Here is a 14,210-nt window from a genome sequence, read left to right as displayed (position 1 = left end):
TCAGCCGACGCAAGCCGTGGCGTCATTGTGCAAAATTTTCGGGCGGCGAGTTATCACATTTAATTTAACTTTTTGTGAGGACTTCGACACCCGCGGCGCCCTACGATGAGGCCACTTTTCATCACTTTGCGCAACTACGCACGAACACTCGCCAAGGGGCTCATCATGCAATGCAGAAGGCGCTTCCTTTTTTCAGGCGCGGCGGCGCTCGCCGCGCTGGCCGCCGCGGCGCAGGCCGCCACGCCATCCGAAAGTTTCGAAGTCACCCGCACGGACGCGCAATGGCGCCAGTCGCTGACGCCGGCTCAGTATGACGTACTGCGCCACGAAGGCACCGAGCGGCCATACAGCAGTCCGCTGAATGACGAGCATCGCGCGGGCGTGTCCGGCTGTGCGGGATGCCGGCTCGACCTGTTCGCGTCGCACACGAAATTCGACAGCCATACCGGCTGGCCGAGTTTCTGGGCGCCGCTCGATCACGCCGTGGCGACCCGCGAGGACCGCTCGTTCGGCGTCTCGCGCACGGAGGTGCATTGCCGGCGCTGCGGCGGCCACCTCGGTCACGTGTTCGACGACGGCCCGCCGCCGACCGGCCTGCGCTACTGCATGAACGGTGTCGCTCTGATATTTACCCCGGCTGCCGCCTGAGCCGGCCCACTCCCGCTGAACGACCCACACACCCACGTCTGGAATCGCCATGCTACTCATCGTTCTCGCCTATCTCGGCGGCGCCCTCACGATCCTCAGCCCGTGCATTCTGCCGGTGCTGCCGTTCGTTTTCGCGCGCGCCGATCAACCGTTCGTCCGCAGCGGCCTGCCCTTGCTCGCCGGCATGGCGCTGACGTTCGCTCTCGTGGCGACGCTGGCCGCGGTCGGCGGCGGCTGGGTCACGCAGGCCAACCAGTATGGCCGCTGGCTCGCGATCGCGTTGCTCGCCATCTTCGGCCTGACGCTGCTGCTGCCGCGTTTCGCCGATCATCTGATGCGCCCGTTCGTGAGCGCCGGCAACCGGCTGTCGAACTTCGCGCAAGCCGACGGTCAGCAGGCTCGCGCGGGATCGTCGTTTCTGCTCGGCATCGCGACCGGCCTGCTGTGGGCGCCGTGTGCCGGCCCGATTCTCGGGCTGGTGCTGACCGGTGCCGCGCTGCGCGGCGCGAGCGTCGGCACCACGCTGTTGCTCGCGGCCTATGCGGCCGGCGCCGCGACTTCGCTCGCGGTGGCGTTGTTGATCGGCGGCCGGGTGTTCACGGCAATGAAGCGTTCGCTCGGCGCGGGTGAATGGATTCGCCGTGGGATCGGCGCGGCGATGCTGCTCGGCGTCATAGCGATCTCGCTGGGTCTCGACACCGGCGTGCTGGCAAAGGTGTCGACGGTCGCCACTGGCGGTCTCGAACAGAAGCTGGTGGACCGGTTTTCGCCCGCAGCAGCGCCTGCGAAGCAGGCCGCGGCAGACAACAACCGCGCGATGATGAGCGGCAACGCGCCGGCGATCGCGGCTGCTGACGCCAATGCAAGTGCGACCTCCGGCGATGCATCCGGCTCGATGATGCGCGCGACGCACGCCGCTTCCGGCGACGCTGCGCCGCTGCCCGTCGAAGGCGTGCTGCCGTCGCTGAACGGCGCGGTTCAGTGGCTGAATTCGCCGCCGCTGACCACTCAGGACTTGCGCGGCAAGGTCGTGCTGGTCGATTTCTGGACTTACTCGTGCATCAACTGTCTGCGTTCGCTGCCGTATGTCAAAGCGTGGGCACAGAAGTACAAGGACCAGGGGCTCGTCGTGATCGGCGTGCACGCGCCGGAGTTCGCGTTCGAACGCAATATCGACAACGTGAAGAAGGCCACCCGCGACCTCGGCGTCGACTACCCCGTGGCAATCGACAACAACTACGCGATCTGGCGTGCGCTGAACAACCAGTACTGGCCGGCGCACTATTTCGTCGACGCGCAAGGCCAGATCCGCTACCACCATTTCGGCGAAGGCGACTACGCGGAATCGGAGAAGGTGATCCAGCAACTGCTCGCCGAAGCGGGGCATACGAGTGCGACGAAGGTCGCGCTCGGCATCGCGGGCACGAACGCGCAAGGCGTGCAGGCAGCCGCCGACAACGCCGATCTGCAATCGCCGGAAACCTACATCGGCTATCAGCGCGCGGAGAACTTCGCGTCGCCCGGCGGCGAAGCGCAGGACAAGGTGCGCACGTACACGGCGCCGTCGCAGCCCGGCGTCAACGATTGGGGATTGGCCGGCGCATGGAAGGTCGGTCCCGAGCACGCGAGCCTTGCGGCGGCGAACGGGCGCATCGTCTATCGCTTTCATGCGCGCGATCTGCATCTGGTGCTCGGCCCGGGCAAGGACGGCAAGCCGGTGCGCTTTCGCGTGAGCGTCGATGGCGCGGCGCCCGGCGCGGCACACGGCGCCGACAGCGCCGCCGACGGCAGCGGCACGGTGACGGAACAGCGCCTTTACCAGCTCGTGCGGCAAAGCGGCGATGTGGCGGACCACACGTTCTCGATCGAGTTTCTCGATCCGGGCGTGCAGGCGTATGCGTTCACGTTCGGCTGATCTGAACCGGACGGCATCAATTAACCACGATCAATGACTATTTGAGGAACCGGCATCATGAACACGACATCTGCCATCAAGACTTCCTTGCGCAAGCGCTCGACCCTCGCCCGGATCGCGGGTTGTGTCGCGATTGCGGCAAGTGTGCTGGCCGCGCAGCGCATCGCCAATTCAGCCGAAGCGGCGACGAAGATTCCACCGCCCGTTCAGGACGAACAGGTCGGGGCCACGCATAGCGAAACCGCAGTGCTGGCGGGCGGCTGCTTCTGGGGCGTGCAGGGCGTTTTCGAACACGTGCGGGGCGTGAAGCAGGTCGCGTCGGGCTATTCCGGCGGCGCGGCCGGCACCGCGCAATATGAAACCGTCAGCGAAGGCGATACCGGACATGCTGAGTCGGTGCAGATCACGTATGACCCGACGCAGATTACCTATGGGCGTCTGCTGCAAATCTTCTTCTCGGTCGCGCACGACCCGACCGAGTTGAACTACCAGGGCCCGGACCACGGCACGCAATACCGGTCGGCGATTTTCCCCGCGAATGCGGAGCAGCGCAGCGTCGCGAAGTCGTATATCGCGCAACTCGACAACGCGCATGTGTTTCCCCGGCCGATCGTCACGCGTGTGGAGGAGTTCAAGGGCTTTTATCCGGCGGAGAGCTACCACCAGAATTTCCTGGCGCTTCATCCGGACTATCCGTATATCGCCATCAACGATCTGCCGAAGGTGAGCGGCCTGAAGCGGATGTTTCCCGACTTGTATCGCAACGATCCGGTGTTGCTGAAAACGGATGCTTCATCGTGAGCGCTTGGGCGCTGCCGCGCGTATGGATTTTTTCCTTATGACGGCGCAGCGCCTGGTTCTCAGATCGACATATGTGTGTCGCCGATACGATTGTCGAGTTTGATCCCGACGACCACCGTACCGGCGACCCGCAAGCACATCAGAACCGATGCCGGATACCCGCCTGCACCAGCGTCTGCGAATGGCTGCCCGCCGCCGATGCTCGCCGTGGCAGCGAGCTGATGATGAAGCGCAGCGTTTCTCAATCAAGCAACTGAACGGATCGCGCCTGCATCGCGCGAACGCACCCAGTAATTGAGCCCTGCGCAGCACACCAGCAGCAACCCAGTGACAAAAAACACCGGCTGCAACCCGAGATGCGCGCCAATCTGTCCGCCGATCAACGGCCCGACCACCTGCCCGCTGAACTGCGCCGACTGCAGATAACCCAAGGTCGTTCCCGACTGGCTTTCATCGACCGACTGACGCACCAGTTTCGCGATCGACGGCAGCAACCCGGCGATCGTCATCCCCATCAGCCCGCGCAGCAACGCGAGCTGCCACCAGTGTGTAACGAAAGCCTGCGGCAGCATGACCAGCGCCGTCGCAACAAGGCAGCCGATGATCACGTTCCAGCCGCCGACACGGTCCGCGAGCGCCCCCAGCCGTGGCGCGGTCAGCATGCTGCCGAACGCGGACGCCGCCATCACGATGCCCGCGACGCGCGCAAGCTGCACGTGCGGCACGCCCAACTGGCCGATGTACACCGTGATGATCGGCTCGATGGACATGTTGGCGAGCAGCACCATCATCGCCGTGACGAGCAGCGCCGGGATCACCGCGCGATTCACGCTCACGCGTGGCGACGCTTTCGCGGCGAGCCGGTGCTTCGCATCGACGGTCTTGTCGAAGTCTTCGCGCACCAGCAGCATGGTCGCCACCGCGGCCACCGCGATCATCGCGCCGCCGACGAAGAACGTGCCGCGAATCCCGACCCAGCCAGGCAGAAAGCCGCCCACCAGCGGCCCGATCAGATTGCCCGCCAACGCGCCGATCGACAGCACGCCGAGCGCCCAGCCGGCGCGTTCGCGCGGCGCCTGCGTGCCGATCATCACGATCGACGCCGATGCATAACCGCCGATCAAGCCGGCCACCAGCCGAAGCGCGACGAGGTCGGTCACGCTGCGCGCGACGCCGATCAGCGACATCACCACCGCCATGCCGATCGCCGCGCGCACGAGCATCGGCTTGCGTCCATAGCGATTGGCGAGACGCCCCCACAGCGGCGCGGTCACGGCGGTGCCGAAGAAGGTCGCGCCGAATGCGACGCCGGACCATTGAACCACCGCGGCCGGCGAACTGACGCCGAGCTGCTCGACGTACAGCGGCAGAAAAGGCAGCAGCATGCTCAAGCTCACCAGCGTGGTGAACGAGCCGAACACGCAGACCGCGAGATTGCGCTGCCAGTACGCCGTGTTGCGTTCCGCGTAGCTGGATTGACTGGGCCGAGTCGCCAATGCGTCGAGCCGATTCGCCGGGGAGTTCATGGGGTCGCTCAAGATGGTGGAACCGCGCCCGTGATGGAGCGGACCGTTTTCCGAATGGATGTGATCTGAACATCGGGCGCGCAAAGCCGAAGCCGTTGACGCCGCGCTGTTGCAGCCTCGTTCAAAGCTGAAGGCTACGCAGGATCATCCATCTTGAAAAATGAATTTATCTGATCGGACCGTTCTTATTTACTGATTTCACTGGCAAACCGCTGGCGTGCGCCGCGCGGGCCATACCGACGGCTGGCAACTCTATGCGGATCAGGACTGAACAGGCCACGCCTGCTCGATCGCGTGCAACGCACTCAGCACGATCGAGCGATTCAAAGCGGCCGCGAGCGTGCCGTCCCGTTCGGCATACGCTTCGCACAGCCGTTGATGGTCCGAACACGAGCGTTGCAGGCGGCCGGGCAGCGTCGTGCTGAGGTGCCGCAGACGGTTGGTCCGCATCCGCATCGAGTCGAGCACTTCCTTGAAAATGCCGTTGCGGCACACGCGCAATTCTTCGTCGCGGAACGCGACGTTGGCCCAGAAATAACCGTCGACGTCCCCTTTCGCGGCGACCTCGGCCAGACGTTGATGAGCGCGCCACAGCGACGCAATGTCGTCGTCGGTGGCATGCTCGACGATCGCGAGCGAGACCTGCGCGTAGAGAATCGCCCGAAGCTGATAGATCTCCCGCACGTCCTTCAGATTGACCGCCGACACGCGAGGCCGCCGGCGCGGCGACCAGTCGACCAGTCCTTCGCGGCTCAGCACGAACAGCGCCTCGCGCGCCGGCGTGCGGCTTACGCCGAAACGTTTGGCGAGATCGACCGAGTTCAGATCGTCGCCGGCCGCCAGCCTGCCTTCGATGATCGCGCGCGCCACCCAGTCGACGATTTCCGCCACAGGCGACGCTTCGCCGTCGTCCGCGAGCGCGCTTTTGTCGACATCCTGGTCCATCGCGGGTCCTTTCCTGAAAGCGTGCCGGGGCGGGCACAGCAGCGGATTCTAGCAAACCGCCGTGGCCTCCTTTGCCATTAGCCTTACGGGCTAACGAGAACTAAGTGTACACATTTAAGTTCGCAAAGCCTTGAAATTAGCCGCTGCGTCGCATTATCATGCGCTAAGTGTCGACACTAAAGACAAAAAGCCGACACGCTGTTTCCATACAGACCAGGAGACGTCATGTACATGGAAAAGGAAATCGCCGGGACCGCGCAGGCCGCGCCCAGCGTGTCGGCGCGGCTCGACCGCTTGCCGCCTACTCGGTATTTCAGCGGCCTGGTGGTGCGCATCGCGATCGGCGGCTGGTTCGAGTTCTACGAAATGTTCATGGCCGCCTATATCTCTCTGGGCCTGATCGGCAGCGGCCTCTACCGTGCCACCACGGCGGGTCTGTTCGACGTGAACGGCTTCGCGAGCTTTCTCGGCTCGTTCTTCGCGGGCATGTTCGTCGGCACGGTCGCGCTGGGCGGTTTCACCGACCGCTTCGGACGGCGCGCGGTCTTCACCGGCGCGATGCTGATCTACTCGGTGGCGACCTTCGTCGCGGCCTTTCAGACCTCGCCCGAAGCCATGGACGTGTGGCGCTTTTTCGCGGGCGTCGGCATCGGCGTGCAACTGATTACCGTGGATACCTACATATCCGAACTCACACCGTCTCGCGCGCGCGGACGTTATTCGGCGTTCAGCATTCTCGTCATTCTGACTTCCGTGCCGGTCGTCGCGGTGCTGTCGTATCTGCTGGTGCCGCACACGGTGCTCGGACTCGACGGCTGGCGTTGGGTGATGATCATCGGCTCGGCCGGCGCGATCCTGATCTGGTTCATGCGGCGCGGTCTGCCCGAGTCGCCGCGCTGGCTCGAAAGCAAGGGCCGCGAGGCCGAGGCTCACGCGATCGTCGATGCGATCGAGGCACGCGTCATCGCGGAGACTGGCCGCACGCTCGCGCCGCCGGGTTTGGACGCGCCCGCGTCGAGCCGTGGCGAGCAAGGCTCGTGGGCGGAAATGTGGCAGGGCCGCTATCTCAGACGCACCGTGATGCTGTCGATGTTCAACTTCTTCCAGACCTTCGGCGTGTATGGCTTCGGCGCATGGGTGCCGGTGCTGCTTTACTCGAAGGGAATCACGATCACGCATTCGCTGCTTTATACGATGGTGATCGCGTTCACGACGCCGCTCGGCGCGCTCGGCGCGATGCTTTGCGCCGAGCGCGTGCAGCGTAAATGGCAACTGGTCGGCTGCGCGATCGTGGTGGCCGTGGCCGGCGTGCTGTTCGGCATGGTGCGCGAGCCGGTGCTGATCGTGCTGTTCGGCGGCATCGTGACGATCGCGAACAACTGGATGATCGGCATCTTTCACACCTATCAGGCGGAGCTGTATCCGACCCGCATCAGGGCTCGCGCGGTCGGCTTCGTGTTCAGCTGGAGCCGGGTCAGTTCGATCTTCGTCGGTTTCTGGGTGGCGGCGCTGCTCAAGCATTCGGGCGTGCCCGCCGTATTCGTGCTGATTTCGTCAGCCATGCTTGTGATCGTCGTGATGGTCGGCCTGTTCGGGCCGCGCACCAACGGCGTTCGTCTCGAGGAGTTGTCTCAATGAGTTCCATTGCCGCCGCGTTCGCGCAGGGCCTTCACCAACTGGCGCAGCGTCCGTTGCCGTATCACGTCGCGCGCGAAGCCAGGCGCTCGCTCATCAACGTGATCGGAACGTCGATCGGCGCGTGCCAGCATCCGGGTGTCGATGCAATTCTCGCGGCCGCCCGCGAACTGGGCGTCGCCGAAACGGCACCGGTGCCGGGACGCGGCGAACGTGTCGACAGTCATTTCTCCGCGCTGGCGACCGGCTTCGCGGGCCACCTCGACGATTTCGACGACACCCATCTCGCCACCGTGATCCATCCGGCCGCGTCGGCGTTCGCTGTGCTGACCGCGCTTGCGTCCGAAACGCGGCCGAGCGGCGCGCAGGCGCTGAGTGCGTTCGCGCTCGGTTGCGAGGCGCAGTTGCGGGTCGGCGTGTCGATCTCACCGGAACACTACGACCGGGGCTGGCATATCACCGGCACGTGCGGTGTGATCGGCTGCGCGGTGACGGCGGCGTTGCTGCTTGGCTTCGATGAAGCGGCGCTGGCCCAGGCCGTTTCGATTGCCGCTTCGATGTTCGTCGGGCAGCGCGAAGCGTTCGGCACGATGACCAAGCCTTATCACCCGGGCAAGGCCGCCGCGAATGGCATTGCCGCCGCGCGTCTCGCGCAGCAAGGCGCGCGCGCGCCGGTGGATATCTTCGAAGCGCAGGGAGGTTACTCGCACTCGCTGTCGACCCGGGTCGACTTCGCGCAGATGAACGACGAGTTCGGCGAGCGCTGGGAATTGCTCTTCAATACCTACAAGCCGTATCCGTGCGGGATCGTCGCGCATCCGGCGATCGACGGCGGACTCGCGCTGTCCACGCGAATCGATGACGTGGCGTCGATCGGGACGATCACGCTGCGCTGCCATCCGCTCGTGCCCGAACTGATGGGCAACCCGCAGCCGAAGGACGGACTGCAGGCGCGTTTCAGCGCGATTCACGGCGTCGCTGCGGCGCTCTGCGACCGGCAGGTCGGCCTCGCGCAATACGAGGATCAGCGCGTGGTGCGCGACGACGTGCGCGCGCTGCGCGCAAAAACGACGCTCGCACCGGATGCGTCGGTGCAGCGCGACGAAGTGTTCATCGAGGTGCGTCTCCATGACGGCTCGACTCTCGCGCATCACGTCGAGCATGCGCGCGGCAGCCTCGCGCGCCCGCTCACCGACGATGAACTGATGGACAAGGTCCGCTTGCTGGTGGACCCGCAACTGGGCAATGACGCCGCCGCGCGACTCGCGGCCATCGTCGAAGGTCTCGATGCCGCGCCCAATCTCGACCCGCTGTTCTCGCTCTGCACTTCGAACAAGGAATTGAATCATGCATAACCCCGCCGCTCAGTCCGCCGTGTCCGATGCGCTGATCGGATTCGCCGCCATCCCGTTGATGGATCAGCGCGTGCAGTCCAGCGCCAGACAGGCCGTGCGCGAAGCGCGGGAGCGCCTCGCCACTGCCGGCGACGCCGGAGATGCCGGGCGCGAACTCGCCGCGCTGCTGCAATCGCAAGGCCATGCGCCGAACGACACGCGCGTACGCGCATGGGTGATCGGCTCGACGCTCGCCAGGCGTGCGCCGGCTTCGACAGCAACGCCCGTTCTTGCGGCGGTGATCGCGATGGGCGACACGCTCGCGGCGTCCGATGACGAGATCGCAGCGGCGGCCGCCGTCGGTATCGAAGCGGCGGCGCGGATTCTTGCCGCCGTCGATAGCGACGAGTTCCGCGCGCGCTGGAACGTGGCATCCGCCGTCGGTATTCTCGGCGCGGCGCTGGCGCTCGCGCGTCTGCACAAGCTCGATCAGTCGCGCACGCGTCACGCGCTCGGCATTGCGGCGACCCAGACGGCGGGACTCGCGCGTAACCAGGGCGAGGCGTTGGGCGCGATCGAAACCGGCAAGGCCGCCGCCGATGCGATCGAAGCCACGCTGCTCGCCAAACATGGCTTCACCAGCGCGCCCGCATCGATCGATGGCCGCCGGGGGTTCGCGGCCTTGATGGCTTACCGGTTCGATGCGGCGTCGATCGCTGACGGGCTCGGCACACGCTGGGTGTCGATGAACCGAGATTGAATAGACGGCACACGTAACGGGTCGACGGAATCCGCCGCGACCAATACGAGCGCCGCCTCGCCCGTCCAACTGACTATCGAAAACGATAAGGAATCTGCATGTCCGAGTGTCACAGGATGGCGCGCCGCCGCGTGCTTCAATCGGTCGGCGCAATCGCCGCCCTGACGCTGTCTCCTACCCGACTCTTCGCCGCCGACAATGCCGACGTGACCGGCAGGCTCGCGCGCTACATGGTGTCGGCACGCAGCAACGCGCTCCCCGATGCGGTCGTGCTCGCATGCAAGCATCGCATCCTCGACACCTTCGGCGCGATGGTGTCCGGTTCCCGCATGAAACCGGGCACGATGGCGGTGAACTACGTTCGCGGACTCGGCGGCGAGCCGCAAGCCTCGGTGATCGGCGCGACGTTTCGCACCACGGCGATCAACGCCGCGCTCGCCAACGCGATGTGCGCGCACTCCGACGAAACCGACGACTTCGAGCCCGTCACCAAGGCCCATCCCGGAAGCTCGGTCGTGCCGGCCGCGCTGGCGCTGGGTGAACGCGAAGGCAGCAGCGGCGAAGCACTGATTCGCGCGGTCACGCTCGGCTACGATCTGGCCTGCCGTCTGCTGATGGCGCTCGGGCCGGATCTGGTACGCGGCACGCATCGCAGCGCCGAAGGCACCGCGTCCACCTTCGGCGCGCTCGGCGCCGCGGCGTCGCTCGCGCAACTGGATGAACTGCGGATGCGCTATGCGATCTCCTATTCCGCACAACAGGTGTCGGGCTTATGGAGCTGGGTGAAGGACAAGGACCACATCGAAAAGGCGTTCGACTTCGCGGGCATGGGCGCACGCAACGGCGTGACGGCGGTCGACATGGTGCAGGCCGGTCTCACCGGCGTCTACGATGTGCTCGACGGCACCAACAATCTGTTCATCGCGCTATCGACCAGCCCGAAGCCGGAAGCAATGCTCGACGGGCTCGGCAGCCGCTTCTACGTCACCGAGACGGCGATCAAGACGTACTCGGTCGGCTATCCGATCCAGTCGCCGCTCGACGCATTGCTGACGCTGCGCAAGCAATACGGCCTCACCCCGGACAACGTACGCAGCATCATCGTGAAGATTCCCACCGACGCCGAGGGCATTGTCGGCGACAGCGCGATGCCCGACGTCAATTGCCAGCATCTCGTGGCGCTCGCGCTCGTCAAAGGAGCGGTGTCGTTCGCCGACAGTCACGATGTCGCGCTGATGCACGACCCGCGCATTCTCGCGCAGCGCGCGAAGGTCACCGTGACGCCGGACGCCGCGTTGATGGACCCGGCCGCGCCACGTGGCGCCATTGTCGAAGTCACGCTGACCGACGGCCGCAAGGTCGATCACTTCACTAAATTCCCGCCGGGCACGAAAGAAAACCCGTTGAATACCGAAGCGGTCAATGCGAAAGCGCGCGACTTGATGGCGCCGGTGCTTGGCGCTCGAAAGACCGATCAATTGATTGAACGGATCAACACACTGGAGAGCGTGGACAACGTTCGGCAGTTGCGCCCGTTGTTCACGGTGTGATTCGCCGACGCGCGCGATGCGCGGTGGCGAGCCGGCGCGACCGGCAAGCGGACCGAAACGAACAACTGGTTGCGGGTTTCTATTCACGGGGATGGCACGAGACCACTGCCGCGAAGAAGGGCGGTGACAAACCCGGCTTCAGCCGGCACAAAAAGCTCAAAGGCGACAAGGTTGTCGCCTTCTGCGATCGGCGCTGCAACGTGATCGCGCCGTCCGTGAGCGCTCCGGGCAATCGGAATGAATCGCCGCTGTTGCGAGACGCACTGCCTCGGCTCACATGCATCGCCCGGGCGGTGGTTGGACCTGCGGGCACCATCGAGAGCCTCGATGGCGTGTACGACTGCCGAAAGAACCGCAAAGACGTTTTCAACCGCGACATGGTTCCCAATATCAACCCGAATTCACGCGGTCGAAAGCACTCAGTCAAGGACGCAAGCTGCGGTTCGACCCGGCCATCTTTGAAGTGCGGTTCTGTACCATCGAGCGGCTTTTTTCGGCTGGGAAGACAGGTTCCGTCACCTGCTGCTGCGCTTCGAGCGCCTCAGCCATCTGCACTACGCCTTCAAGACGCTGGCCGATACGATGATCAATCTGCGGCACTACAGCCGCAGCTGATTGCGTTGTCGATGTTCGTGTTTCACGTCCGGCGCATGGAGAAAAACCGCTCGTGAAGGCGTCAATCATTTCATCGCCCGCTTTGCCACACCTGATTCCCGTAATACTTCGTTTTCCTTGACTATCGCCTCTGTAATTCAGATCCAAATCCGCAAGCAGTTACCAGAAATGCAGCCAGCATCATGAATACGTGGAAGAAAACCAAATCGTGTCCTCCCCCGTTCAGCGGCAATTGCAGGCCGGGCGACGTGAAGCCAACAGCTTTCGCAGTACGGAAAACAGGCGCAATGGATTCAGGCGGAAGTGGCTGTGGCGCGTAATGCCCGCGCGGCTGTGCAGATGCGTCACGTCAAGCAGAAAAAGTGGCTCATGACAATCTCCTCAAAAAATACAAAAAATGCTTATGCGAACATGGATGGAAGCACCCCTCTTTCCAATGGGTGTCACTGATGGCCACGCCCATGGACGGAGACAGGTATCGCAATCAGGCGGCATTTGCGTGAAGCCCTAATGTCAGGCGAGCTGGCTCAGGTGGGAACACGTGCCACGCACCGTCACCATGCCGGAAGAAAAAAAGTACCACCGGACCTTTCGGTCGAAGTGCCTCAACGCATACGTAGCGACTCTGATCGGAACCTGTCCGGCCGTATCGGGTTACGCGAGCCGGCGTCGCTGGGGTTGGCGAAAGCCATTTTTCAACCATGAAACGCAAGGACTTTTGGGCGGTGTTCATAAAGGCGCTCATAACAGTCTCCGCTGGTATCTCAAAAATGTTCAATGAGAGGGTAAGCCTGAGGGGTATTGCCTGGTACAGGACTGGTCCGAAACAACCGTGCCCCCAATTCCTGGACCTGCGACAAGACAGCGCATCAAGGTCATTCTTGAATCCCACGGTCATGAACATCGACTATCCGCACCCGGCGTCGCGGCCGTTTAACATGCCGCTCGCGATCACGCTTCAGAAGATCGGGATCATCATGGCCGCGCTCGATGCCGGATGCGGCGCAGGCGAGCCTGTCCGCGACCGCGCGTATCAGGTGGTCGAAGGAGTCGCCATCATCCTGTGCTCATTGAACACGTCCTGTTTTGCGACCGTTTTCGTCTGTTCAAACTGAGAGGATGGCTTGCAGCTTTCTATCCGGCCTTCACGCAACCGGTAATGCCGCTGCTGGCCCGTATGAAATCCGCTCACTCGCTCCTCATTCAGGCAACGAGCTCGAAGAGATGTTGTCGGCCCGTGAGGGTCCACCTTCCGCTGCCTACTCATCCCCGAGTGGGACGCGCTCATTTCATTCAGGCATGGTGTACGGTTCGCAAAGTACTCAAGAAACTATGCTCGTTTGATCGGCCTGTTCACGATCTCGCCAGTTTCCTCATCAACGTAGTGCATCTAAAACACGCTGTTGAAAATATCGATTGGGAGGAGTTCATTTCATTGACTTCGATTCGGCGAGGGTGATGCGCGCGCAACGCAGATCCTTGAAGCCCATCATGGATTTGATGATGCGTTTGATGGCACGATAGTCCTGCTCGATGATGTTGTTCCGGTATTAGTTCTGCTGGATCCTGATCGGTGTCGGCCGCCCTGCGTTGAGCGCTTCGAGCGCGGCCAGATTGGCACCGCGCCTGTCCACGGTTGCGACTCGTCTTATGGCGAAGCATCTCCTGCCTGCATACAATCCACCACAGTCTTTGACGGCAAAGGAGCCATGTCGCTCCGATAGCCGTCGCAACCGAAGAGTGCCGCCCCCTTGCAGAACGGGGGCGTGTCGCGCGCGAAGTTGAACGTGTTCTCCGAGAGATCAGGCAGTGATCTGTAATGTTGGGCAATACCAGAACCGGCTTTCCACCCGTCGCCACATGGCGCATCCTCCGGCAATTCGCTGGCAACTTCACCCTGCGGAGTAAGGAATGCGCTATCCATACCAGATGAAATACATGTCCCCGCTCGCTGGAGGCTGGAATCCCAATCCTCTTTCTTCGACTGAAACAGCAGACGATGTTCTGTCCATGCTCTCACGGCTGAAAGAAGACGCGAGTTCGCTGGAGTCGTACGCCACCGAGCTTGAAAGTGAGCTAAAGCGTATCCAGGTCGAACGAACCGTGTTGGGCAAGAAGCTGCGCGTGCTGGCGGAACTGATCAAGGATGTCGAGGCACTCCGCGCGGAACCGGCGGCCGCGCAGCAAATGACGGTGCCTGCCCGGGAAGCAAACGTCGAGCCTGTGCGGCCACGTTCACGCCTGAAATGCGTACTGTCCGTTGGGTTGCTGGCGGTCGTGGCACTCGCGACTGCTTTCGTCGTTCTGGAAAGAACAGGTCGAATCCCGTCCCATATCACCTGCGCATTTATTGCGTGCAACGGACACCTCCGGCCTTGATGCGGCCGCTGCATCAAATGCAGCGCGCGAGGAAGATCAGCACGTCCCTGCGGACGGCAGCGGCGAGAGCGTCAAGCGGGAAAGTAACAATAGCGGCGGCGA

13 protein-coding genes and 1 pseudogene are annotated in these 14,210 nt (G+C 63.4%); 10 read left to right on the top strand and 4 right to left on the bottom strand.

Annotation, left to right across the window (positions count from 1 at the left end; genetic code table 11):
- Positions 1-165 precede the first annotated feature (165 nt).
- The 4 genes from msrB (at position 166) to P0D89_RS05995 (ending at position 3,621) form a co-directional block, all read left to right on the top strand.
- Complete coding sequence (msrB, locus tag P0D89_RS06010; RefSeq protein WP_408355768.1) at positions 166-648, top strand: peptide-methionine (R)-S-oxide reductase MsrB; 483 nt, start codon at positions 166-168, stop codon at positions 646-648.
- Positions 649-697: 49 nt separating this feature from the next.
- Positions 698-2,563 carry a cytochrome c biogenesis protein DipZ gene (locus P0D89_RS06005; protein ID WP_408355770.1) on the top strand — a complete coding sequence of 622 codons (1,866 nt, stop codon included), beginning with the start codon at positions 698-700 and terminating at the stop codon, positions 2,561-2,563.
- Positions 2,564-2,620: 57 nt separating this feature from the next.
- Positions 2,621-3,364 carry a peptide-methionine (S)-S-oxide reductase MsrA gene (msrA, locus tag P0D89_RS06000; RefSeq protein WP_408355772.1) on the top strand — a complete coding sequence of 248 codons (744 nt, stop codon included), beginning with the start codon at positions 2,621-2,623 and terminating at the stop codon, positions 3,362-3,364.
- A gap of 71 nt (positions 3,365-3,435) precedes the next feature.
- The gene (locus P0D89_RS05995) at positions 3,436-3,621 is read left to right on the top strand and encodes a hypothetical protein (protein ID WP_408355774.1); all 186 of its coding nucleotides are present in this window, start codon (positions 3,436-3,438) and stop codon (positions 3,619-3,621) included.
- Here the strand turns inward: P0D89_RS05995 and P0D89_RS05990 are convergent.
- Together P0D89_RS05990 and P0D89_RS05985 are read right to left on the bottom strand one after the other, a co-directional pair.
- Positions 3,610-4,890, bottom strand: a complete 1,281-nt coding sequence (locus P0D89_RS05990; protein ID WP_408355776.1) for an MFS transporter — start codon at positions 4,888-4,890, stop codon at positions 3,610-3,612. The genes P0D89_RS05995 and P0D89_RS05990 overlap by 12 nt on opposite strands.
- A gap of 261 nt (positions 4,891-5,151) precedes the next feature.
- Entirely contained in the window at positions 5,152-5,835 is a 684-nt protein-coding gene (locus P0D89_RS05985; protein WP_408355778.1) for a GntR family transcriptional regulator, read from the bottom strand.
- 225 nt (positions 5,836-6,060) lie between these two features.
- On the opposite strand from P0D89_RS05985, the gene P0D89_RS05980 reads away from it, so the two are divergent.
- From P0D89_RS05980 to P0D89_RS05965, 4 genes are all read left to right on the top strand, one after another.
- On the top strand, positions 6,061-7,473 hold the full coding sequence (locus tag P0D89_RS05980) for an MFS transporter (RefSeq protein ID WP_408376224.1): 1,413 nt from the start codon (positions 6,061-6,063) through the stop codon (positions 7,471-7,473).
- Positions 7,470-8,825, top strand: a complete 1,356-nt coding sequence (locus P0D89_RS05975) for an MmgE/PrpD family protein (RefSeq protein ID WP_408355780.1) — start codon at positions 7,470-7,472, stop codon at positions 8,823-8,825. The genes P0D89_RS05980 and P0D89_RS05975 overlap by 4 nt, the downstream gene beginning before the upstream one ends.
- Complete coding sequence (locus P0D89_RS05970) at positions 8,818-9,564, top strand: MmgE/PrpD family protein (protein WP_408355782.1); 747 nt, start codon at positions 8,818-8,820, stop codon at positions 9,562-9,564. The genes P0D89_RS05975 and P0D89_RS05970 overlap by 8 nt, the downstream gene beginning before the upstream one ends.
- 98 nt (positions 9,565-9,662) lie before the next feature.
- Positions 9,663-11,114, top strand: a complete 1,452-nt coding sequence (locus P0D89_RS05965; protein ID WP_408355784.1) for an MmgE/PrpD family protein — start codon at positions 9,663-9,665, stop codon at positions 11,112-11,114.
- Between the two features lie 423 nt (positions 11,115-11,537).
- Here the strand turns inward: P0D89_RS05965 and P0D89_RS05960 are convergent, their stop codons facing one another.
- The gene (locus P0D89_RS05960) at positions 11,538-11,798 is read right to left on the bottom strand and encodes a hypothetical protein (RefSeq protein ID WP_408355786.1); all 261 of its coding nucleotides are present in this window, start codon (positions 11,796-11,798) and stop codon (positions 11,538-11,540) included.
- Positions 11,799-12,430: 632 nt separating this feature from the next.
- On the opposite strand from P0D89_RS05960, the gene P0D89_RS05955 reads away from it, so the two are divergent.
- Positions 12,431-12,844, top strand: a complete 414-nt coding sequence (locus P0D89_RS05955; protein ID WP_408376223.1) for a hypothetical protein — start codon at positions 12,431-12,433, stop codon at positions 12,842-12,844.
- Positions 12,845-13,177: 333 nt separating this feature from the next.
- Here P0D89_RS05955 and P0D89_RS05950 read toward each other — a convergent pair.
- A pseudogene (locus P0D89_RS05950) lies at positions 13,178-13,366 on the bottom strand (IS6 family transposase); the annotation flags it as partial.
- 274 nt (positions 13,367-13,640) lie between these two features.
- Here P0D89_RS05950 and P0D89_RS05945 point away from each other — a divergent pair.
- A complete protein-coding gene (locus P0D89_RS05945; protein ID WP_408355790.1) occupies positions 13,641-14,108 on the top strand; it encodes a hypothetical protein in 468 nt (155 codons plus the stop codon).
- Positions 14,109-14,210 lie beyond the last annotated feature (102 nt).

Origin of the sequence: Paraburkholderia sp. RL18-085-BIA-A, assembly GCF_046027075.1 — a bacterium.
Lineage (GTDB): Bacteria > Pseudomonadota > Gammaproteobacteria > Burkholderiales > Burkholderiaceae > Paraburkholderia.
The sequence above is the reverse complement of the archived record's forward strand: the minus strand, read 5'-3'. Positions and strand labels throughout refer to the sequence as shown.